The 21,483-nt window shown below is 68.0% G+C and carries 20 protein-coding genes; 15 read left to right on the top strand and 5 right to left on the bottom strand.

The window, feature by feature from the left end:
- Window positions 1-93 precede the first annotated feature (93 nt).
- Entirely contained in the window at window positions 94-504 is a 411-nt protein-coding gene (locus IT184_18115; protein MCC7010732.1) for a hypothetical protein, read from the bottom strand.
- Between the two features lie 460 nt (window positions 505-964).
- Here IT184_18115 and kdpF point away from each other — a divergent pair, with 460 nt between their 5' ends.
- Genes kdpF through kdpC form a run of 4 tightly spaced genes read left to right on the top strand, consistent with a single transcriptional unit; the run spans window position 965 to window position 5,426 of the window.
- Window positions 965-1,054 carry a K(+)-transporting ATPase subunit F gene (kdpF, locus tag IT184_18110; GenBank protein ID MCC7010731.1) on the top strand — a complete coding sequence of 30 codons (90 nt, stop codon included), beginning with the start codon at window positions 965-967 and terminating at the stop codon, window positions 1,052-1,054.
- Between the two features lies 1 nt (window position 1,055).
- Window positions 1,056-2,786 carry a potassium-transporting ATPase subunit KdpA gene (kdpA, locus tag IT184_18105; protein ID MCC7010730.1) on the top strand — a complete coding sequence of 577 codons (1,731 nt, stop codon included), beginning with the start codon at window positions 1,056-1,058 and terminating at the stop codon, window positions 2,784-2,786.
- Complete coding sequence (gene kdpB / locus IT184_18100; GenBank protein MCC7010729.1) at window positions 2,786-4,834, top strand: potassium-transporting ATPase subunit KdpB; 2,049 nt, start codon at window positions 2,786-2,788, stop codon at window positions 4,832-4,834. The genes kdpA and kdpB overlap by 1 nt, the downstream gene beginning before the upstream one ends.
- Window positions 4,835-4,844: 10 nt before the next feature.
- On the top strand, window positions 4,845-5,426 hold the full coding sequence (kdpC, locus tag IT184_18095) for a potassium-transporting ATPase subunit KdpC (protein ID MCC7010728.1): 582 nt from the start codon (window positions 4,845-4,847) through the stop codon (window positions 5,424-5,426).
- Window positions 5,427-5,432: 6 nt separating this feature from the next.
- Here the strand turns inward: kdpC and IT184_18090 are convergent, their stop codons facing one another.
- A complete protein-coding gene (locus IT184_18090) occupies window positions 5,433-5,792 on the bottom strand; it encodes a hypothetical protein (GenBank protein MCC7010727.1) in 360 nt (119 codons plus the stop codon).
- A gap of 71 nt (window positions 5,793-5,863) precedes the next feature.
- On the opposite strand from IT184_18090, the gene IT184_18085 reads away from it, so the two are divergent.
- From IT184_18085 to IT184_18045, 9 genes are all read left to right on the top strand, one after another.
- The gene (locus IT184_18085; GenBank protein MCC7010726.1) at window positions 5,864-7,009 is read left to right on the top strand and encodes a universal stress protein; all 1,146 of its coding nucleotides are present in this window, start codon (window positions 5,864-5,866) and stop codon (window positions 7,007-7,009) included.
- Window positions 7,010-7,051: 42 nt separating this feature from the next.
- A complete protein-coding gene (locus tag IT184_18080; protein ID MCC7010725.1) occupies window positions 7,052-7,924 on the top strand; it encodes a hypothetical protein in 873 nt (290 codons plus the stop codon).
- A gap of 379 nt (window positions 7,925-8,303) precedes the next feature.
- Window positions 8,304-9,692, top strand: coding sequence for an efflux RND transporter periplasmic adaptor subunit (locus IT184_18075; protein ID MCC7010724.1), 1,389 nt, complete (start codon window positions 8,304-8,306; stop codon window positions 9,690-9,692).
- Window positions 9,693-9,739: 47 nt separating this feature from the next.
- Complete coding sequence (locus IT184_18070; GenBank protein MCC7010723.1) at window positions 9,740-10,480, top strand: response regulator transcription factor; 741 nt, start codon at window positions 9,740-9,742, stop codon at window positions 10,478-10,480.
- The gene (locus IT184_18065; GenBank protein ID MCC7010722.1) at window positions 10,480-11,703 is read left to right on the top strand and encodes an ABC transporter permease; all 1,224 of its coding nucleotides are present in this window, start codon (window positions 10,480-10,482) and stop codon (window positions 11,701-11,703) included. The genes IT184_18070 and IT184_18065 overlap by 1 nt, the downstream gene beginning before the upstream one ends.
- Window position 11,704: 1 nt before the next feature.
- Window positions 11,705-12,988 carry an ABC transporter permease gene (locus IT184_18060; GenBank protein MCC7010721.1) on the top strand — a complete coding sequence of 428 codons (1,284 nt, stop codon included), beginning with the start codon at window positions 11,705-11,707 and terminating at the stop codon, window positions 12,986-12,988.
- Between the two features lie 26 nt (window positions 12,989-13,014).
- Window positions 13,015-13,695 (top strand): ABC transporter ATP-binding protein, encoded by a 681-nt coding sequence (locus tag IT184_18055; GenBank protein MCC7010720.1) that lies wholly within the window; start codon window positions 13,015-13,017, stop codon window positions 13,693-13,695.
- A gap of 252 nt (window positions 13,696-13,947) precedes the next feature.
- Window positions 13,948-15,171, top strand: a complete 1,224-nt coding sequence (locus IT184_18050) for a HAMP domain-containing protein (GenBank protein ID MCC7010719.1) — start codon at window positions 13,948-13,950, stop codon at window positions 15,169-15,171.
- A gap of 24 nt (window positions 15,172-15,195) precedes the next feature.
- A complete protein-coding gene (locus tag IT184_18045; GenBank protein MCC7010718.1) occupies window positions 15,196-15,387 on the top strand; it encodes a hypothetical protein in 192 nt (63 codons plus the stop codon).
- Between the two features lie 165 nt (window positions 15,388-15,552).
- Here the strand turns inward: IT184_18045 and IT184_18040 are convergent, their stop codons facing one another.
- Entirely contained in the window at window positions 15,553-16,332 is a 780-nt protein-coding gene (locus IT184_18040; protein ID MCC7010717.1) for a hypothetical protein, read from the bottom strand.
- Window positions 16,333-16,976: 644 nt separating this feature from the next.
- Between IT184_18040 and hisC the strand changes: the two genes are divergently transcribed.
- Window positions 16,977-18,086, top strand: a complete 1,110-nt coding sequence (hisC, locus tag IT184_18035; protein MCC7010716.1) for a histidinol-phosphate transaminase — start codon at window positions 16,977-16,979, stop codon at window positions 18,084-18,086.
- A gap of 9 nt (window positions 18,087-18,095) precedes the next feature.
- Window positions 18,096-18,566, top strand: coding sequence for a thioredoxin-dependent thiol peroxidase (gene bcp, locus IT184_18030; protein ID MCC7010715.1), 471 nt, complete (start codon window positions 18,096-18,098; stop codon window positions 18,564-18,566).
- Between the two features lie 86 nt (window positions 18,567-18,652).
- On the opposite strand, the gene IT184_18025 is transcribed toward bcp, so the two are convergent.
- On the bottom strand, window positions 18,653-19,270 hold the full coding sequence (locus tag IT184_18025) for a hypothetical protein (GenBank protein MCC7010714.1): 618 nt from the start codon (window positions 19,268-19,270) through the stop codon (window positions 18,653-18,655).
- Window positions 19,267-21,483 (bottom strand): protein kinase, encoded by a 2,217-nt coding sequence (locus IT184_18020; GenBank protein ID MCC7010713.1) that lies wholly within the window; start codon window positions 21,481-21,483, stop codon window positions 19,267-19,269. Before IT184_18020 ends, IT184_18025 begins: the two co-directional genes overlap by 4 nt.

Genomic DNA, 21,483 nt, shown 5'->3' with positions numbered 1-21,483 from the left:
ACGTCGGTTCCGGCCCGGCGAGAGTGGCGCGAGCGTCTCGAGCAGCGCACGTTCTCGCTCGAGCGCACCCCGCATGCTCGTACCGGTTCGACGCTAGCCCTCGGATGACGCGAGGACCACTTCGTAGCCCAACGAGCCCAGCGTTCGCGCGAACGTCGTGTCGGAATCATCCCCATCACCTTCGGGTGTGCCGAGCACGAGCGTGGACCGCGTGGGGGCCACCTGGGCCAGGTCCGACACGGAGTGGAGATCGAGAATCGCGATACCGACGACGTCGAAGCTGCCGGCGAGACTGAGTGCGGCTTTCAAGGCACGACGTCGCCGTTCGTCGAGGCTGTCGCCGGCGCCGCTACCCACTGGCAGCGGCGGCTGCGCAAGCAGGCGACGGTCGTGTGCGGACACCAGCATCGTGACCTTGCCGGTACGCTGACGAGCCAGTTCAGACGCCGCTCCGAGCGCCGTGACGGTGGCACGCGGCGTCGTGGCAATGACGTACACGTCCACCGACGCGGCTGCGCACCCAATGGTCACAGCACCCTGCCTCGCAAGACCGCGACTGCACCCATCGACGTAATCGGTCGCCTCCTTCTGCCGACAGCGTAGAGAACCGCGCCGAAGAAAGGCCTGAGAAGTCCCTGAAGAAGCCCTGAAGGTCTTCAGGGTTTTTTCAGGGACTTCTCGGCCCGTTTTCAGGAGCAGATCCCTATCGTTGAGAGGAGCGTTACGTCATGGCCCGCGCACGCGTGGAACCTGCACGGTGGTGTGGAATTCCGGACGCTCGGCGACACGACCACGGCGCTGAACGGCGGCGACGGCCGGCGCGTCGTTGGCTCTCTTGGTATTGGGTGTTCGTACTGAGGTGACCTGTGCTGGACGTCGTGTTCTTGGGCGTGGTGGTGGTGTTCTTCGTCGTCAGCCTCGGGTACGTGCGCGTCTGCGACTGGCTGATGAAGTGAGGTGGGTCGTGGGGCTCGATTACGCCATCGGTCTGGCCGTGAGTGCGGCGATGCTCGCGTATCTCGTCGTCGCGATGCTGAAGCCGGAGAAGTTCTGAGATGACCACGAACGGCTGGCTTCAGATCCTGTTCTTCCTGCTCGCGCTGCTCGCGGTGACGCCTCCGCTCGGCGCGTACATGGCACGCGTCTTCTCGCGCCAGCGCACTCGGCTCGATCCCGTGCTGTGGCCGCTCGAGCGGCTCGTCTACCGCGCGACGGGCGTGGACGAGACGCGCGAGATGCGCTGGACCGAGTACGCCGTGGCGGTGCTCCTCTTCAGCGGCGTCTCACTGGTCGTCCTGTATGCAATCCAGCGCCTGCAAGGCGTGCTGCCCTGGAATCCGCAGGGCCTCCCGGGCGTCGCTCCGGCGCTGGCGTTCAACACGGCGGTGTCGTTCGCCACCAACACGAACTGGCAGGCCTATGGTGGCGAGTCCACCATGAGCTACTTCACGCAGATGGCCGGCCTCGCGTACCACAACTTCGTGTCCGCTGCCACGGGCATGGCGGTGGCGATTGCGTTCATTCGCGGCATTGCGCAGCGCGAAAAGGAGACGCTCGGAAACTTCTGGGTGGATCTGGTGCGAGCGTCCCTGTGGATCCTGCTACCCATCGCCGTCGTCGGGGCGTTGTTCCTCGTGTCCCAGGGTGTGGTGCAGAACCTCAGGCCGTACGACACCGTGCACACGGTCGAGGGCGCAACGCAGGTGATCGCGCAGGGTCCGGTCGCGTCCCAAGAGATCATCAAGCAGTTCGGCACGAACGGCGGCGGCTTCTTCAACGCGAACGCCGCGCACCCGTTCGAGAATCCGACGCCGCTCTCGAACTTCGTCTTGATGTTCGGCATCTTCGCGATTTCCGCGGGGTTGACCTACACGCTGGGCTCGATGACGGGATCCCGCCGCCACGGGTGGGCCGTCTGGGGTGCCATGGCGTTTCTGTTCCTCCTGGGCGTGAGCGTGGCGTACTGGGCGGAAGCGCGCGGCAACCCGTTGCTGACCGCCGCTGGCGCGGATCAGACGGTGACGCCGATGTCGTCGGGCGGCAACATGGAGGGCAAGGAAGTCCGCTTCGGCATCGCCAATACCGCGCTCTTTGCGACGGTGACGACCGATGCGAGCTGCGGCGCGATCAATGGCTGGCACGACTCGTTCACGCCGCTCGGCGGGCTGGTCCCACTCGCGAACATGCAGCTCAGCGAGGTCGTGTTCGGCGGCGTGGGTGCCGGCCTCTACGGCGTGCTCGTCTACGTCATCCTGTCCGTCTTCATCGCCGGCCTGATGGTCGGACGGACTCCCGAGTACCTGGGCAAGAAGATCCAGGCGTTCGAGGTCCAGATGGCGATGCTGACGGTCCTGATCTTCTCGCTCGTGATCCTGCTGTTCACGGCCGTCTCGGCCGTCTCGCCGGACTTCGGCACCGCCAGCGTCTTCAACCCCGGCCCGCACGGCCTGTCGGAGATCCTCTACGCCTATTCGTCGGGCGCCGCGAACAACGGATCGGCCTTCGGCGGGCTGAGCGTCAACACCAACTGGTACAACACGACGATCGGCCTCGCCATGCTCTTCGGCCGCTTCTTCATGATCATTCCGCCGCTCGCGATCGCGGCGAGCTTGGGCCGCAAGAAGCACGTGCCGCCCTCGCTGGGCACGTTCCCGGTGACGACGCCGCTCTTCAGCGCGCTGCTCGTGGGCGTCATCGTGGTCGTCGGCGCGTTGACCTTCTTCCCGGCCCTCAGTCTCGGGCCGATCGTCGAGCACTTCCTGATGCAGAACGGGCAGGTCTTCTAATGGCGACACAGGCGCAGGCTCGGGCACGCTCGATCTGGGATGCCCGGATCGTCCGCCGCGCGACGGCGGACGCACTCCGGAAGCTGCATCCGCGAACGATGGCGCGCAACCCGGTGATGTTCGTAGTCGAAATCGGCAGCGTGCTCACCACGTGGCGGCTGGTCCAGGATGCGATCACCGGTCGAGGCGATCTGTTCTTCGAGTTCCAGATCACCGCATGGCTGTGGTTGACGGTGCTGTTCGCCAACTTCGCGGAGGCCATGGCCGAAGGCCGAGGCAAGGCACAGGCGGACACCCTGCGAAAGACCCGCACGGAGACCGTGGCGAACAAGCTCACCGCTGGCGATCGGATCGAAAAGGTCCCGGCCCCGACGCTCCGAAAGGGCGATGTGGTCATCGTCCATGCAGGCGAGTTCATTCCAGGAGACGGGGAGATCGTCGAAGGCGTCGCCTCCGTCGACGAGTCCGCCATCACCGGGGAATCGGCGCCGGTCATCCGCGAGTCCGGCGGCGACCGCTCGGCCGTGACGGGCGGGACGCGCGTCATCTCGGACTGGATCAAGGTCCGCATCACCTCCGACCCCGGTCACACCTTCCTCGATCGCATGATTGCGCTCGTCGAGGGTGCCGAGCGTCAGAAGACGCCGAACGAGATCGCGCTCAACATCCTGCTCGCGGGCCTCACGATCGTGTTCCTGATCGCGGTGGTGACGTTGCAGCCGTTCGCGGTGTATTCGGGCGCGCCGCAGACGCTCTTCGTCCTGGTGTCGCTCCTGGTGTGCCTGATACCGACGACCATCGGCGGTCTGCTGTCGGCGATCGGGATCGCCGGCATGGATCGCCTCGTCCAGCACAACGTGCTGGCGATGTCCGGCCGGTCAGTGGAGGCCGCCGGCGACGTGCACACGCTGCTGCTCGACAAGACGGGCACCATCACGTTGGGCAACCGGCAGGCCGCGGAGTTCATTCCGGTGACCGGCGTGACGGACGGCGAGCTGGCGGACGCGGCCCAGTTGGCCTCGCTGGCCGACGAAACCCCCGAAGGGCGATCCATCGTCGTCCTGGCGAAGGAGAAGTACCACATTCGCGGTCGCGAGCTCGCGGACAAGGAAGCGACGTTCATCCCGTTCTCGGCGCAGACCCGCATGTCCGGCATCGATGTGGACGGACGGCAGATCCGGAAGGGCGCATCGGAGGCGATCACGGCCTACGTCACCGCCAATGGCGGCGCGATCACGCCGGAGCTTCGGCGCGCCGTCGACACCATCGCCCGGGCCGGCGGTACGCCGCTCGTGGTGGCCGACAAGGCGCGCGTCCTCGGCGTCATCGCGCTCAAGGACATCGTCAAGGGCGGGATGCGTCAGCGGTTCGCCGCGCTCCGGGCGATGGGGATCAAGACCGTCATGATCACGGGCGACAACCCGTTGACCGCGGCGTCGATCGCGGAAGAGGCCGGCGTGGACGACTTCCTCGCCCAGGCGACCCCTGAAGACAAGATGACGCTCATCAAGCGCGAACAGGCGGACGGCAAGCTCGTCGCGATGACGGGCGACGGCACGAACGACGCGCCGGCCCTGGCGCAGGCCGACGTCGGCGTCGCGATGAACACCGGGACGCAGGCCGCGAAGGAAGCCGGCAACATGGTCGACCTCGATTCGAACCCGACCAAGCTCATCGAGATCGTCGAAATCGGCAAGCAGTTGCTCATCACGCGGGGTGCGCTGACGACGTTCTCGATCGCGAACGACGTGGCGAAGTACTTCGCCATCATTCCTGCGATGTTCCTGGCGACCTATCCCGTCCTCGACGCGCTGAACATCATGGGTCTGCGGACGCCGCAGTCGGCGATCCTGTCGGCGGTCATCTTCAACGCGCTCATCATCGTCGCCCTGGTGCCGCTGGCCCTGCGCGGCATTCCGTATCGTGCGATCGGCGCCGCCGCCCTGCTGCGGCGGAACCTGCTGATCTACGGCATCGGCGGGATTGTCGTCCCCTTCGCCGGGATCAAGCTCATCGACGTCCTCATCGGCGTCCTCCATCTGGCGTGAGGATCTCCCCATGACACTCGTGCAACAGCTTCGGATCGCATGCTCGATGACGATCGTCACGACGGCCATCTTGGGGATCGCCTATCCGCTGGCCATCACGGGGGTGGCGCAACTGGCGTTCCCCGCCCAAGCCAATGGCCAACTGATCGAGCGGAACGGAATCGTCGTCGGGTCACGGTTGATCGGGCAGGGCTTCTCGTCCGCGGGCTACTTCCGGTCGCGGCCGTCGGCCACGAGCACGCCCTATGACGCCGCGAACTCGGCGGGCAGCCAACTCGGGCCGACCAACAAGAAGCTCATCGACGCAGTCGAAGCGAACGTCGAGGCGGCACGCCGGGAGAATCCGCGGGCGCCCGTCCCCATCGATCTGGTGACGACCTCCGCATCGGGCTTCGATCCGCACCTCTCGCCGGCGGCGGCCGACTTCCAGGTGCCACGGGTCGCGCGGGAACGCGGCATCTCAGAGGCCGACGTCCGCCGTCTCGTGGCCGCGCACACGGAGGACCGACAGTTGGGGTTCTTCGGCGAGCCGGGCGTCAACGTGCTGGAGCTGAACCTCGCGCTCGATCGTGACCATCCGACGAAGCGGTAGGCGCGATCAGCGCTTCTCGAACACGAGCAGCCACCAGGGATCGTCGGAGGGCCGGTCGATGAACCGATCGTCGCGCATCACCAGCTCGAAGCCCTGCGCCAGGACGACGGGCTCGGCCTCGGAAGGATCGAGACCATGAGACCGGCCGGTTCCTGCGCCATGCCCAGCGTCGTGGAGACCGAGATCGACCACGGTGGTGCCGGCTCTCAGGTTCAGGTGGCGCAGGACGTCGCCCGGCCGCTGCCAGGTGTCACGTTCCCGCTCCACCTCGGTCAACACACGGAGCGTGCTCACCCCCTGGTAGAGCACGAACGCGATCGGGACGACGATGAAGGCGGCGACGAGCGACAGGACGAGTCGTTTCACGGGTCCGTCCCATGTTCTCACCACACGGCGAACGTGGAGCGAGCGCGTCGACCGTACGCCCACGCGAGGTGATGCGCATGGCTGAACGACGTCCGACCGCCGATGCGCTCCTCGAGCGAATCAAAGAGCGAGATCGCGCGCGTCTCCGTATCTACATCGGCGCGGCGCCGGGCGTCGGCAAGACCTACGAGATGCTCCAGGAAGCCCATGCGCTGCGCGGGCGCGGGCTCGACGTCGTCATCGGGTTCGTCGAAACCTACGGCCGCGCCGAGACACAGGCGCAGGTCAAGGACCTGGAGGTCGTTCCACGGCGCACGGTCGACTATCGGGGCGTGGTGTTGGAGGACATGGACGTCGACGCCATCATCCGGCGCAAGCCACAGGTCTGCGTCGTCGACGAACTGGCGCACACCAACGTGCCAGGCAGCCGTCATCAGAAGCGCTACGAGGACGTATTGGACATTCTCGATGCGGGCATCCACGTGCTCACGGCGGTGAACATTCAGCACCTCGAGACGCTCAACGATGCGGTGGCGCGAACGACGGGTGTGCGCGTGCGCGAGACGGTTCCCGACACGTTTCTCGATCGGGCGGACGAGGTGATCAACGTCGATGTCACGGTCGAGGAGCTGCGCAATCGCTTGCGTGAAGGCAAGATCTACAGGCCCGAGAAGGTGGAGCAGGCCCTGTCCAACTTCTTCCGAAAGGGCAACCTCTCGACGTTGCGCGAGCTGGCCTTGCGCGCGGTGGCAGACGAAGTCGGAGAGAAGGCGGCGAGCTATCGCGCCCGCGAAGGCCTGGAGCCCGCGCTGATTCCCGAGCGCGTGATGGTGTGCATGAGCTCGAATGCACTCGCACCACGTGTCATCCGCACGGGCGCGCGGATTGCCGGGCGGTTGGGCTCCAAGTGGTACGCGGTGTACGTCGAGACGCCACGCGAACAACCGGGACGGATCGATGAGACCGATGCGGAGGCGCTGCGCGAGAACGTCCGGCTGGCGGAGAGCCTCGGGGCGATCGTCGTGCGGGTGAAGGCCGACAAACCCGCCGAGGGCTTGATCGCATTCGCGCAGCGTGAGGGCGTCACGCACGTCATCTTCGGTCAGACGGCGCGTGCGCGATGGGAGCTGATCTGGAGGGGCTCGACGCTCGACAAGTTCCTGAGCGCCGTGCCGGACGCCGCCGTGCAAGTCGTGCCATTGACCGAGAGCACCTGAACCTCGGGCTGCCGAACGGCGGATTGAAGCATAGGGCACGTCATGACCAAGATCCCGCGTCACCTGATTCTCGGGCTCTCCTGCCTCGCTGTCGTCGCTGGCTGCGACGTCAATTCCGCCCTCGAGCGGCTGTCAGAAGCGCGCCAGGTCTCGTCGGACCTCCAGATTCAGTTCACCACCGCAGCCGACTCGGCGAACAAAGCCGTGATGGCCGACACGGACGACGCGTCGATGGCGTTCGCCGCGGACGCCGATGCCGCCAAGGCCGAAGTCCTCAGGAGCGTCGATGCGCTCCGCTCCCTGCTCCAGGGCCTTCGGTACACGGAGGAGACCCAGAGTCTCGAGAGGTTCGCGACGCAGTTCGCGGCGTACAGCGCGCTCGATCGACGCGTTCTCGATCTCGCGGTCGAGAACTCGAACGTCAAGGCGCAGCGTCTGTCCTTCGGGCCTGCGTTCGAGGCGGCGGATGCGTATCGCGATTCGCTCGAAGCCATCGCCGCATCCGTTCAAGGGAGAGAGATGTGGCACGGCAGGGCGCTCGTGGCGACCGCGATTGGCGCCGTTCGCGAGATTCAGGCGTGGCACGCGCCCCATATCGCCGAGCCCTCCGATGCGACGATGGGCCGGATCGATCGACGCGTGCGGCAGGCCGAGACCACGGCACGCGCCGCACTCGCGTCGCTCGATTCCGTGATCGGTCCGGCGTCGACACCTCGGCTGGCCGAAGCCCGCGCCGCGCTCGACCGATTCATGACGCTCACGAATCAGGTCATCGAGCTGTCGCGTCGCAACACGGACGTTCGTTCCCTGGCGTTGTCGCTGACGGAGAAGGGGAAGCTCACGACGGCCTGTCAGTCCAGTCTCCGGGCGCTTCGAGACGCGCTGGCCAAGCGAGGCTTCACCGGGACGCGCTGAGCCGGACCGATCGGTTCCTGCCGAAGCTGAGGACGGACCGCACCAGCATCGACGCGGCAGGCTCGATACCCCACGTGTCGAAGTCGAGAGAGCTGTGGAGCTCCATCGCCTTCGGTGCGCGTTCACTCACGCCCAGGCAGACGTGGGTGACGCCTGGAAGCTGCCGAGCGAACCGGAGCGGCTTCGAGCATCATTCGACGGCCGGCGCCCGCGATCGCGCGCGTTGTGCCGGGCGCCACGTGAGGCCGTCCGGCGACAGGACCGTCACGCACCGCCTCTCCGCGCGGCGCTCCACGCGCCGCCGTAAACATTTGTTAAGAGCCGTCACGCGGCGCCCGAAACGCGAAACCTCACGGGATCATCCACGTCTGTTACGGCTATGAGGAAGAAGACGTGGATCGTCGCCGCCATCCTGCTCGCCGCCTCCGCGGCGGGCTTTGCGCAATACCGATCACGCAGACCTGCCGGCACCGAGGTCACCGTCGAGACGATCGCGACGCACGATCTGCAGGCGCTCGTCTCGGCCAGCGGCAAGATCCGGGCGAAGAAGACGATCAACATCAGCGCCGAGACCATGGGCAAGGTGGTGAACCTGGCGGTCACCGAGGGTCAACGGGTCCAGAAGGGGGAGCTGCTCCTCGAGATCGATCCACGGAATCTCGAGACGGTCGTGCAGAATCGCGAGGCGTCGCTGGCGTCGGCGCGCTCGCAACTGGAGCAGACGAGATCGCAGATCGAGAGCGCCAGGGTCGCCCTGCAGCAGGCCACCGACACGCTGCGTCGTCAGCAGGACTTGTGGCGCGCCGGCCTGATTCCCCGCGAGACGTACGAACGCGCGCAGAACGACCTGAAGATGCGCGAGACCGATCTCCGGGTCAGCGAGCAGTCGGTTCTCACCCAGGAACAACGGATCAAGGTCGAAGAGGCCAACGTCGCCAGCGCGCGCTTCGATCTGAACAAGGTCAGGGTCGTCGCGCCGATCGACGGCCTGATCACGAAGCGCAACGTCGAGGAAGGCGAAACCGCCGTGGTCGGCACCATGAACAACGCTGGCACCGTCCTGCTCGTGGTCGCCGACATGTCCATCATCGAGACCGAGATCGAAGTCGACGAGACCGACGTGCCGTACGTCGCCGTCGGCCAACGCGCGAGCGTCGCCATCGACGCGTTTCCGGACGAATCGTTCCCCGGTCGAGTCACCGAGGTCGGCAACAGCCCGATCACCACGACCAGCGGGACGGCCACGACCGGGCGCGCCACGAACTTCAAGGTCGTCGTGCAGCTCGAGGGTGACGTGCCGAACGTTCGGCCTGGCTTCACCTGCACGGCGACGATCACGACGGCCACGCGAGCCAAGGTGCTGGGAGTGCCGATCCAGGCGATGACCGTTCGCGAGCTGATCGTCGACACGAACGGCAGGATCGTGCCCTCCTCGCCCACGGGGACCGGCAGCCCCACACCGGCACCGGTCGTGCCGAAGGACGGCGAGTCGCGCAAGGAGCTCGTGGGCGTGTTCGTGGTCGACGCTGGGCGGGCGAAGTTCGTGCCGGTCGAGACCGGCATCGCGGGCGAGAAGTACTTCGAGGTGCTGGGCGGCTTGACCGCGGGCGTGCAGGTCATCACCGGGCCGTTCGCGAGTGTCCGCTCCTTGAAGGATGGCGACGCCGTCGTCTCGTCCGCCGCCGTTGCGGAGGCGACGCCGGGCGGGTCCATGCTTCCGCCTCCCCCGCCGGAAGGCGGAGGCGGCGGCCGCGGGGCCGGCGACTGAGCCCGTGCTCGGACGTCTGAAATCCCGGTGCTAGTGTCGTGATCGCCATGTCAGACCACGAATCGCAGCCCGCATCCGGCGACTCGGACGCAGCGCCGGCGGCGCGACGTCCGGTCGTGCTGATCGTCGACGACGACCTCGAGTTGTGCGAGGTGATGAGCGAGTACCTGCGCGAGCAAGGCTGCCTCGTGCACACCGCGCACGACGGCCGCTCCGGTCTGGCCGCCGCGCTTCGTCCCGGCCACGACGTCGTCCTGCTGGACGTCATGCTGCCGGTGCTCGACGGGTTCGAGGTGCTCCGTCAGGTCCGGCGCCGCAGCCGGGTTCCCATCATCATGCTGACGGCCCGCGCGGGGGCGCAGGATCGCGTCGATGGCCTGAATACCGGCGCCGACGATTACCTGCCGAAGCCCTTCCACCCCGCCGAGCTGATGGCCAGGATCTCCGCCGTGCTGCGTCGCGCCGGCGGAAGCTGGCACGCACCCGCGACGACGATCGAGGTCGGTTCGGTGCGCGTGAACGAAGAGCGGCGCCAGGCCTGGTGCAACGGCACGGCCTTGCCGCTCACCTCCGTGGAGTTCGAGATTCTCGATCTGCTCGTCCGATCGGCGGGCCGCATCGTGTCCCGCGATCAGATCGCGGCCGTGCTCTATCAGCGTGAAGCCTCGCCCTACGAGCGCAGCGTCGACGTGCACGTCAGTCACCTGCGCCGCAAGCTGAAGGATCTCGGGCAGGATCCCATCCGGACCGTCCGCGGCACCGGGTATCTGTTCGAACGGAATCCGTGATGCAGCAGTTCTTCGAAGCCGCGGGCATCGCGCTGCAGGCCATCTGGGCCAACAAGCTCCGCTCTCTCCTGACCGTGATCGGCAACGTGGTCGCCGTCACGTCGATCATCGCGGTCGTCTCGCTGGTGCAGGGGCTCAACGCGTCGGTCGAGGACGCCATCCAGACGCAGTTCGCCGCCGACTCGTTCTCGGTTCGACGGACGGGGCTGAGCGCCACCGACGACGAGCAGCTCCGGCAGGAGAGCAACCCGCGGATCACGCTCGACGACAGGGACGCGATTCACGCCTTCGCGACGAGCGTCGGCATGGTGATGGCCGAGGCGTCTCAGAACGCCGAGATGAAGTTCCGCAACGAGTCGCTCGACTCGGTGCAGGTTCGAGGCCTCACGAAGGAGTATCTCTCGCTTCCCTCGACGAACATCGAACGCGGGCGCGCCATCACGCCCACCGAGTTCGATCGCGGCCGCTTCGTCGCCATCATCGGCTGGGGCGTCGCCGACAGGCTCTTCGGGTCCGTCGAGCCGCTCGGCAAGACGCTCGCGATCGCCGGGGTGCAGTTCGAGATCGTCGGCGTCGCACCCCAGAAGGGGTCGCTGCTCGGCCAGTCGCAGGATGAATGGGCGGTGGTGCCGCTTCCCGCGTACCGCAAGGTGTTCGGATCGACCCAGTCTCTCGATCTGACGGTGCGCCCCATCGATCCGTCGCTCGTGCAGGTGGCGATGGACGAGGTGCGCGTGGCGCTTCGCGTGGACCGGCGCTTGCGGCCGTCGGAGCCCGACAACTTCGGCATCCTGACGTCCGACACGTTCCTCGCCATCTACTCGCAAGCCACCACCGGGCTGTTCGCGGTGCTCATCGGCGTCGTCAGCCTCTCGCTGGTCGTCGGCGGCATCGTGATCATGAACATCATGCTGATGGTCGTGAGCGAACGCACGCGCGAGATCGGCCTGCGCAAATCGCTCGGCGCGCGACGACGCGACATCATGTGGCAGATTCTCACCGAGTCGATCACGCTCTCCACCTTTGGCGGGCTCTGGGGCACGGCGTGCGGTTTTCTGGTCGCGTGGGCCCTCAGCCAGGTCACGCCGCTGCCTGCCATCGTCGAGCCCTGGTCCGTCGTGCTGGGGATCGGCATGACGGCGGCCGTCGGCCTGTTCTTCGGCATGTATCCGGCCGCGCGGGCCGCGGCGCTCGATCCCATCGAAGCGCTCCGAAAGGAATGACGTGCGTTTCAGTTTGATCGGCGAAATCGTCTCGATGTCGTGGGAGACGGTGCGCGGCAACAAGCTTCGATCGTTCCTGACGGTGCTCGGCATCGTGATCGGCATCACGTCCATCGTCGGCATGACGGCGATGATCCGCGGTTTCGACGAGTCCATCCGCGACGTGTTCCGCACGCTCGGACCGAACACCGTTTTCGTCTCCAAGATGTCGGTCGTGAGCTTCTCGTCGGGGCGATCGTTCCAGGAACTGATCATGCGGCCGAACATCACCGCGGCCGATGCCGACGCCGTCGAGCGCGGGGCGCCGTCGGTCGAGTTCGTGGACCTGACGCTCGGAACCGGCGGCCCCGGCGGCCGGTCGGAGCGCATCTTCGCCGGCAACCAGCGGACGAAGCCGCTGCAGGTGTTCGGCACCACGGAGAACTGGCCCGCCGCGCAGCAATTGCCGGTGGACACGGGCCGGTTCTTCACCGCCGGTGAGGTCCAGCGGCGAGCTCGCGTGGCCGTGTTGGGACAGTCACCGGCCTCGGCGCTGTTTCCGAACGTGAATCCGCTCGGCAAGCCCGTGCGCATCGGGTTCGAGGCGTTCACGGTGGTCGGCATCATGGCCAAGCGGCCGAGCCCGGGCGGCTTCAACGTCGGCGCAGACGATTTCGTCGTCATTCCCGTGACGACGTACGCGAAGCAGTACGGCATTCGGCTGAACGATCTCGCGCGGGGCACGTCGCGCGGCACGATGATCGCCGCGATCCCCCGCGAGGGCGTCGGGGTCGAACAGGTGAAGCGCGAAGTCGAGGAGGTCATGCGCGCCCGGCACGCACTGCGGGTCGATCAGCCGAACGACTTCGATCTCGTGACACAGGACGCCTTCCTGGCCATCTGGGAACAGATCAGCCAGGCCACGTTGCTCGCGCTCGTCGTGCTCTCGTCCATCGCGTTGCTCGTTGGCGGCATCGGCGTCATGAGCATCATGACCATCAGCGTGACCGAGCGCACGCGGGAGATCGGCGTCCGCAAGGCGCTCGGCGCCAGACGCTCGGAAGTCCTGTTCCAGTTCCTGCTCGAAGCGGTGTTCCTGACGTCGGCGGGCGGGCTCATCGGCATCGTGTCCGGCGCGGCGGCCGGGTGGGCCGTGCACTATCTCAGCGGCTTCCCGATTTCGCTCCCGTGGTGGTCGTTCGCGATTGGGATTGGATTCTCGGCGGGTGTGGGCGTGCTCTTCGGCATGCTGCCTGCCGTGCGGGCGTCGCGAATGGATCCCATCGAGGCGCTCCGCTACGAATAGCATCCGTGAGGAGTCCCGGCATGGCGTTGATCGAAGTTCGCGACCTCTGGAAGACGTACCGCATGGGTGAGGAGGACGTGCACGCGCTCCGCGGCACGACCTTGTCGATTGAGCGCGGCGAGTACGTCGCCATCATGGGCCCGTCCGGCTCGGGCAAGTCCACGCTCATGAACCTCGTCGGGTGCTTGGATACGCCGACGAAGGGCAGCTATCTGCTCAACGGCGAGCAGGTGAGCCAGATGACCGACGATGAGCTCGCCCGGATTCGGAACGAGGAGATCGGGTTCGTCTTCCAGACGTTCAATCTCCTGCCCCGGGCCACGGCCCTGCACAACGTGGAGCTGCCGCTCGTGTACGCGGGCGTGCCGGCGCGCGTGAGGGCGACGCGTGCGGCCGAGGCGCTCGAGCGCGTCGAGCTGACGAACCGCCAGCATCACCGCCCGAACGAGATGTCGGGAGGCCAGCGGCAGCGCGTCGCCATCGCGCGCGCCCTCGTGAACACCCCGTCGATTCTGCTGGCGGACGAGCCGACGGGGAATCTCGACTCGAAGACGGGCGTCGAGATCATGGGCCTGTTCGCCAAGCTGCACCAGGCGGGGAACACGATCGTGCTCGTCACGCACGAGGCTGACGTGGCGGCCTACGCGCACCGCACCATTCACGTTCGCGACGGCCAAGTCGAGCGCGATATCCGGCAGGCGGCCTGACCGCTGGCGTGTCTTCACGAAAGTTGACCCGGCCCCCGCGCGGCTCGCGGCGACAGTCGCAAGGACGTAGAGGGACGTTCCCTCCCGTTCCAAGGAACGACATGATGGAACAGTGGCAACCGAGCGGGATCGTCACCCGTCACGAGACCGAATAGCGAGGGGCCGCTGCGTTCCCTGTACGTCCGGATTCTGATCGCGTCGTTCCTCACGGTCGTCGTCTCGCTGGCGGCGTTCGTCTGGATCACCCGCAACGTGATCTTCGGTGCGGTCGGCAACCTGTTCCGCGGCACCTACACGGTGCAGGTCAGTCAGGCGGCGAGCGTCTACGAACGTGACGGGAGGGAGGCGGCGAGCCGGTTTCTGGCGAGCCTGGACGCCGCCTTCGGCGCGGAGCATCACCTGACCGACAGCGCAGGACGCGACGTCACCACGGGCGACAATCGGCTCGAGGTCCTGGACGCGCTGCGGCGGGCCGGCGACGGGCCGGTGCCTCTCCGCGGCCGCTTCGCGTACGGGCGCGCGTCGCCCGACGGCCGCTACTGGCTGCTGGTCCTCGACGATCCGCCGTTCACGATGCGCAGTTTCGCTCCGTTCTACCTGCTGATCGTGTCGGCGGTGCTACTGATCTCGTGGCTGGTGACGATCGGGATCGCCTCGCCGCTCCGGACGCTCGCGTCGGCGGCGGACCGGTTCGGCCGCGGCGACCTCGACGTCAGGGTGCCGTACCGAGGACGGAGCGAGATCGGCACGCTGGCGTCGTCGTTCAATCAGATGGCCGATCGCATCCAGACGTTGCTGACCGCCGAACGACGGCTGCTGCAGGACATCTCGCACGAGCTGCGGTCGCCGCTCGCGCGGCTCAGCTTCGCCGCGGAGCTCGCCCGCACGGCACCGGACCGTCAGGCCGCGATCGATCGCCTCCAGCGCGACATCGACCGGCTGGCGGGTCTCGTCGGCGAGCTGGTCGAGATCACACGAGCGGAAGGCGACCCAGAGGCGCGCGACATGAGGCGGTTGGCGCTCGCGCCGCTCGTCACCGACGTCATCGACGCCTGCCGGCTGGATGCGGAGGCACGAGGTTGCAGCATCGTGTGGACCGGCCGCGCGGAACAACCGGTGATCGGCAATCCCGAGCTGCTGCGGCGGGCCGTCGAGAACGTCCTGCGCAACGCCATCCGGCATTCGCCCGCCGGTGCTCAGGTGCAGGTCGAGCTCGCAGAGAGCGACGCGTCGGCAACGGTGTCCGTGCGCGACGTCGGACCTGGCGTTCCTGAGAAGGACATCACGAACGTCTTTCGGCCGTTCTACCGCGTGGACGAGTCGAGACAGACGGACACCGGCGGCGTCGGGCTCGGCCTGGCGATCGTGCACCGGGCCATGCAACTGCACCACGGATCGGTCGCGGCCGAGAACGCGCATCCGGGCCTGCTCGTGAAGCTGACGCTGCCCGTGGCCCCCGAGCGCGAGGACGCGTGAGCATGCTCACTGGAGGTCAGACTCGTGCTGAGAATCGCGCTGCTCGTCTTCGGCGGCCTGCTCGTGCTCGTCGATGCTGTGTGGTTCCTGCAGGGCATCGGGGCGCTGCTGGGCAGCCCGATGACCGGCCAGACGCGATGGCAGATCAACGGCGCACTCGCCGCGCTCGGCGGGCTGCTCATCATCGGGGCAAACGTTCGGCGGCGCCGGCGCTGAGAGTCTGAACACTCGACGAGCGGTTCTTCACGGAGTCGGAAGGTCGGAGACGCCGGGACGCCGCTCTTCGGCGCCCGACGTCCCCGATGTGGTGGTTCAATCAGCGACGCGACGCGGCGTCCTCGAGCGGGTGGATGCCGCGACGTGTTCGCCGTGGAGAGCACGTCACGACGCCCTCCGCAGCAGGTCGTCCGGCCCCTCATCCGGCGCCGGCTTCTCTGCCGCTGCCGATGGCGCGTCGGACGTCTCGCTCGTGCTTCCCTCCGGCGCGACGGCCGGGAGAGCCGGCGGCCCGAGCGCCGGTTTCGGCTCGGCCCTCGATCGGCCGCCGACCACGCGGCGATCACGCTCCCACTTGGCCAGCAGCACCGGATCCTGCTCCAGCGCGTTGACGACGACGATGTCGAGGGTGCGGACAGCGTCGAGGCCGAGCGCCAGCGCCGAGGTGAAGCCGGCCTTCGCGGCGGCCAGGTCGGACCGGCCGGTGCGGCGCCCCCGCATCGCGCGTTCGAACGCGTCGGTGGCGTCGCGGAGCGAGGTGGTGACATCGGGCGGCAGGCCCAGGTACACGAGCCTGTCCCTGTTCGCCTCGACTTCACCGATGAACAGACGTGCGGCCGCGAGCAGCGCCACGTCGGACGAGCGCGTGGGCATCTCGAGGTTGTTCTCCTGGTCGGGCAACGTGCGCTTCAGTCCCCGGCCCGTGCGCACGATCCTGCGCATGATCCGGGTCAGGGCCGCGCGGGCAGCGGCTTTCGCCCTGCGGCCCTCCTTGGCGGCGAGCGCCTTCGACGTCAGGTGCGCGTCGATGCCGGCCACGGCCTGTGCCACGCTGGCGAAGGCCTGCCCGCCTGCGGACGACTCCGGGAACAGCGCACGGTGCACGTTCCAGAAGTCACGGACTCTCAACAGCATTTCGTAACGGACACGATCGATTCTCTTCATGACGACCTCCGACGCGCATCGTCTCGCGTCAGCCCTCGGGAAGTCGTTCGCGCCAATCTGAATTGTTCTGAAAGCTCTGAAAACCGGGTAGCGGCAACCCGTCCGGCTAGCCCGACGGACCCATCGGCAATCGAGATCTCACCGCATCGCGCCTGGCTGCTCACCCGTTTTTGCGGGCCGGCGCACCTATTCGCACGGCTGCGCTCCTCCGTCTACGGCCGCGCGCGCACCCGTCGTCATTGCCCGTCAGACCGATTCACTGGCGGCCGCACACCCACGCGCGATCGCCTTCACACCCCTGTGCCGGCGCGTTGTCCCCTGGTGCCGTTGCCGTCACACCCCTCCGCGACGTCGCGCTCACCCATCGCCCGCGATCCCCTCACGCACAGCCGCGGCTCGATCACCTTGATCGCTTTGAACTTAGCTGGTGCACGTGATCGGCGACCGAACGGGTCCGGCGCAGCAGATCGAAGACCGTGCGCGAATGCGCATCGTCACGACGCGGCGCCGCGATCGCACGGACGCGTCCCTTGATTCCCGGCGCGGTGAGGACGGTGTGGCGATGCGGGAGGAAGGGCACCGGCTCGCGGCCGCACCTGGGTGAGACGATGCACCGATGCGATGGCGGTAGGATTGAGGGCTGCATGCCGCCCAAATCCGCCCGCCACCTGATCCGTCCGCTCGTCCGGAAGCTCCACGCGTACGTGCCGGGCGAGCAGCCGAGGGTCAGGGGGCTGATCAAGCTCAACACCAACGAGAACCCGTATCCACCGTCACCACGAGTGCTCGAGGCCGTCAAGGCGGCCGCGGACGCCAGGCTCCGGCTGTACCCCAACCCGACGAGCGAGCGGCTGAGAGAGAAGCTCGCGCGGCTGCACGGGTGCACGCCGGCGCACGTGATCGTGGGCAACGGGTCGGACGAGCTCCTGGCCCTGGCCACGCGCGCGTTCGTCGAGCCGGCCGCGCGCGGCGTCGCGCGCGCGCGCTCGACCGTCCAGTACTTCACGCCGAGCTACTCGCTCTATCCGGTGCTCGCCGACATCCACGGCGCGCACAGGACCGCCGTGCCGCTCGAAAGCGATTTCGGCCTGCCGGGTTCCGCGGCACGAGCGCGGCGCGGCTGGAATCCGCGCGCGGCCCTGAGCTTCGTGACGACGCCGAACGCGCCGAGCGGGCGAGGGTACGCGACCGCCACGCTCGACGCCCTCTGCCGCACGCACACCGGCATCGTCGTGCTCGACGAGGCCTACGTGGACTTCGCGGACGACCACGCCATGGCGCTGGCGTTGACGCACCCGCACGTGCTCGTCGCGCGCACGTTCTCGAAGGCGTACTCGCTCTGCTTCCAGCGCGTCGGATACGTCGTCGGCCATCCCGATCTCGTCGCGGCGCTCGACAAGGTGCGCGACAGCTACAACGTCAACGGCCTCGGCCAGATCGCCGCGGAGGCAACGCTCGCCGACCTCGCCTACTACCGCCGCAACTTCCGCCGCATCGTCGCCACGCGCGCGCGGCTGTCGCACGCGCTCACGGCGCACGGCTTCCGCGTGCTGCCGAGCCAGACGAACTTCATCCTCGCCATGCCCCCGGGCCCGCCGGCCTCGGACTGGCTGCGGCGGCTGCGCGAACGGAAGATCCTGGTGCGCTGGTTCGACGCGCCCGAGGTGAGAGACGCGCTGCGCATCACGATCGGCACGGATGAAGAGGCCGACGCGCTCATCGATGCGGTGCGGAAGATCCTGGGCCTTCGGTAGACTACCGGGATGCCGCTCATCGAGCCGGGCCGCAAGGCCCCTGCGTTCACCCTGAAGGATCAGAACGGCCGCGCGCACTCGCTCTCGGACTACGCGGGCAAACCGGCCGTGCTGTACTTCTACCCCAAAGACGACACCCCGGGATGCACGGCGGAGTCGTGCGCGTTCCGGGACAACCTGCCGAAGTTCAAGGCCGGCAAGGCCGTCGTCCTCGGCGCGAGCATCCTGGACGAGAAGAGCAAGGCGAAGTTCGCCGAGAAGTACGCGCTCACGTTCCCGCTGCTCGCCGACGCGGATCACGAGGTCGCCGAGAAGTACGGCGTGTGGCAGGAGAAGTCGCGCTACGGCCGGAAGTACATGGGCATCGTGCGCACGACGTACTTGATCGGACCGGACGGCAAGGTCGCGAAGCGCTGGGACAACGTGAAGGTCGAAGGTCACGCCGAAGACGTGCTCGCGGAGGTCAAGGCGCTCGCGTAGCGCAAGGCCGTCCGGCGAACGAAGCTCCGGACCTCACGCGCGGAGCGAGCTCGCGTCATCCGGCCCGGTACCCCATTCGTGTCCAGTCACGGCAGGCGCGCGAGCTCGGCTCGCGCCTGTTCGACCAGGGGCAAACCGGGATCGGCGTCCTTCGCCAGGTCGAAGAACGACTGGTAGGACGCGCGAGCCTGGGCCAGGTCGCCGCTTGCGGCGTAGGCGCGGGCGAGCTGCACGCGCGCGAGCGCGCCGAGCGGATCGGCGAGCAGCAGGCCGCGTCGATCGAGCAGCTTGCGGAGCTCCTCGACCGCTTCGCGCTGCCGCCCGAGCGACGCGAGCGCGACGCCGCGAAGGTACAGCGGATACCGGCCGCCGAAGAACCAGTTGAAGGTGATCGCGGGCGTGGCCCCCTCGTAGGGCCGGTTCGCCTCGAGCGCCTCGAGCGCTCTTGCCGGCTCGTTCGCCGCGAGCGAACGGAATGCGCTCAACACCGGCAGGTAGTTCGTCTGCACGGACGTGTCCTCCGGAAACCGCGCCGCCAGGTCGCCGGCGAGCGGCTGAGCGCTCCGCGAGTCGCCCGAGAGCGCCAGGGCCACGGCCGCGCCGAACTGGACGTCCCGTCCTGTCGCCAGACCGAGCGCGAACCGAGCCCGCGCCCGGGCAGCGTCGGTCCGGCCCCAGACCGCTTCCCACACGGCCTCGCTCACCGCGAAGGTCGCGGCGCTCTCCGCACGGCCGTTCCGCTGCGCGATCTCCGTCGCCCGATGCGAGAGGGTCCGCGCGCGACCGAGCGCGCCGTGCAGCGCCGGCAGGAGCGACTGCACGTGCGCCATGAACGGCGCCGCGTCTCCGGCGGCGCTCGTCGCCGTTTGGTCCGATGCCACCTGGGTCCCTCGCAGGAACGCAATCCAGTGCCGCAGCACCGGGTACTCCGCCATCTGCAGCTTGCGGGCGTCGGCACGGGCCAGCGCGTCGCTCGCTGGTCCGGCCGATCCAGGAAGATGCTGGCGAGCGCGGTGTTGGCGTATCCATACCCGATGTCCGGATCGAGCGACAGGCACTTCGCGGACTCGTCGATCACCTGCTCCAGGCGGCCGGTTCCGTGCGTCGTGAAGCCCCCATAGAGGCAGTGCCCGACGGCATCGCGCGGATAGACTTGCAGCCAGGCGTCGAAGACCTGCCGCGCCCGTTCCAGGTTGCCCGTGACCTGCCGCTCGTACAGCACCGAGATGTAGAAGCGCTCGCGATCCGTCGCCCGGCCGCGCAGCTCGAACGCGCGCCTGGTGTGGAAGATCGAGGCTGCGCTCTCGCCCATCGCGCTGTAGGCCAGGCCAAGCCCGCCGTGCGCCACCGCGAATGCCGGATCGAGCTCGAGGGCTCGGCGGTACATCGGCACGGCCTCGAAGCCGCCCCTGCTCAGGTTGATGCGCTGCGCGGCGCTGTACGCTTTCAGCGCTTCGAGAGATGGGGTCGTCGCCTCGACCAGCGGCACCGAGTACTGCGTCACGGTGGCGAGCGACTCGCCGACGCGGGCGCGAAACGCCGTGGCCACGCGGCTGAGCGCATCCAGCACATCCTCTTTGCGAGCAGCCTGCGTCTGCTCTTCGGCCAGCAGGTCGCCCGTCGCGCAGGTGCGCGCGCGCAGCCCGATCACGTACTGGGTGCCGAGCGACGTGATGGAACCGTCGAGCACGGCCGTCGCGCCCACGCGTTCGCACACTTCGGCAGCCAACTGCGGCGTCACGCGCGCATCGGCCGGCTGCCCCATCTGACCCAACGTGCGACGGATGCGCGCCTCGGCCACCAGGCTGAGGAACGGCGACTGCTGGAGTTGCACCGACAGGCCCTGGCGCAGCGTGTCGTCGAACACCGCATCCCCCGTGGTGTTCGAGAAGTCGGCGAGGACGATGGTGTCGGTGTCCGAGAGCGCGGCGGCGCGCGAGGGTCTCGAGTAGACGAACCCGGCAGCCAGCGCGAGCGCCAACCCGATGCCTGCGGCCACGGCCGTCGTCCATCTCCTGGAAGTCGGCCCAGCGCTCGTCGACACCTCGGCCGAAGGCGCGGTGAGATCGCGTTCCAGCCGCAGCAGATCGCTCCGCAGCTCCGACGCGTGCTGGTAGCGGAGCGCTCGATCCTTCTCGAGCGCCTTGAAGACCACCGCCTCGAGCGCAGGGGGAACGTCGGGCCGGGCCGCACGAAGCGGTGCGGGTTGCCGGTGCAGGAGCGCCGCGGCCACCGCGACGCCGGTGTCACCCGTGAACGCCGGCCGTCGCGCGATCATCTCGTAGAGCACGAGGCCGAACGAGAACAGATCGGATCGCGCATCGACCGGCTCGCCGCGCAGTTGTTCCGGCGACATGTAGGCGAGCGTGCCGAGCGTGATGCCGGTCTCGGTGCGCCACGCGCCCTTCGTGGTCGCGCCGTCCGGCGACTGGTCCACCGGCGTCTTCGCGATGCCGAAGTCGAGGATCTTCGGTCCCCGCGGCGTCAGGACGATGTTGGCCGGCTTGATGTCGCGGTGGACGACGCCGGCAGCGTGAGCCGCCTCGAGCGCATCGGCGAGCGCGGCCGCGGTGTCGAGGACGTGGTCGAGCGGCGGGGGCGGCGAGGCGCGGGCGATCTGCTGCTGGAGCGTCTCGCCCTGGAGCAGCTCCATGACGAGATAGCCGTGGCCGTCTGGCGTGTCGCCGACGTCGTACACGCCGCAGATGTTGGGGTGCTGGAGCGCGGCCACCACGCGCGCCTCGCGCGCGAAGCGCTGGCGGGCCTCGGCCGACTGTGCCCCGGCCGGCAGCACCTTGACGGCGACGTCGCGTCCGAGCCGCGTATCGCGCGCGCGGTAGACCTCGCCCATCCCGCCCGCGCCCAGCAGAGCGGTCAGCTCGTACGGCCCGAAGCGCGAGCCTGGCGGCAACGCCAT

This window comes from Acidobacteriota bacterium (assembly GCA_020853395.1).
In the GTDB taxonomy this organism is placed as follows: domain Bacteria; phylum Acidobacteriota; class Vicinamibacteria; order Vicinamibacterales; family SCN-69-37; genus JADYYY01.
This window is presented reverse-complemented; position numbering and strand designations above follow the sequence as displayed.

Excerpts from the sequence above, each read along its gene's own strand:
- IT184_18080 (MCC7010725.1), top strand. The coding sequence starts at position 7,052 with ATGACCAAGATCCCGCGTCACCTGATTCTCGGGCTCTCCTGCCTCGCT.
- kdpC (MCC7010728.1), top strand. The coding sequence starts at position 4,845 with ATGACACTCGTGCAACAGCTTCGGATCGCATGCTCGATGACGATCGTC.
- IT184_18085 (MCC7010726.1), top strand. The coding sequence starts at position 5,864 with ATGCGCATGGCTGAACGACGTCCGACCGCCGATGCGCTCCTCGAGCGA.
- IT184_18075 (MCC7010724.1), top strand. The coding sequence starts at position 8,304 with ATGAGGAAGAAGACGTGGATCGTCGCCGCCATCCTGCTCGCCGCCTCC.
- kdpA (MCC7010730.1), top strand. The coding sequence starts at position 1,056 with ATGACCACGAACGGCTGGCTTCAGATCCTGTTCTTCCTGCTCGCGCTG.
- IT184_18020 (MCC7010713.1), bottom strand. The coding sequence starts at position 21,483 with ATGGCGTTGCCGCCAGGCTCGCGCTTCGGGCCGTACGAGCTGACCGCT.
- IT184_18040 (MCC7010717.1), bottom strand. The coding sequence starts at position 16,332 with ATGAAGAGAATCGATCGTGTCCGTTACGAAATGCTGTTGAGAGTCCGT.
- IT184_18065 (MCC7010722.1), top strand. The coding sequence starts at position 10,480 with ATGCAGCAGTTCTTCGAAGCCGCGGGCATCGCGCTGCAGGCCATCTGG.
- bcp (MCC7010715.1), top strand. The coding sequence starts at position 18,096 with ATGCCGCTCATCGAGCCGGGCCGCAAGGCCCCTGCGTTCACCCTGAAG.
- kdpB (MCC7010729.1), top strand. The coding sequence starts at position 2,786 with ATGGCGACACAGGCGCAGGCTCGGGCACGCTCGATCTGGGATGCCCGG.
- IT184_18070 (MCC7010723.1), top strand. The coding sequence starts at position 9,740 with ATGTCAGACCACGAATCGCAGCCCGCATCCGGCGACTCGGACGCAGCG.
- hisC (MCC7010716.1), top strand. The coding sequence starts at position 16,977 with ATGCCGCCCAAATCCGCCCGCCACCTGATCCGTCCGCTCGTCCGGAAG.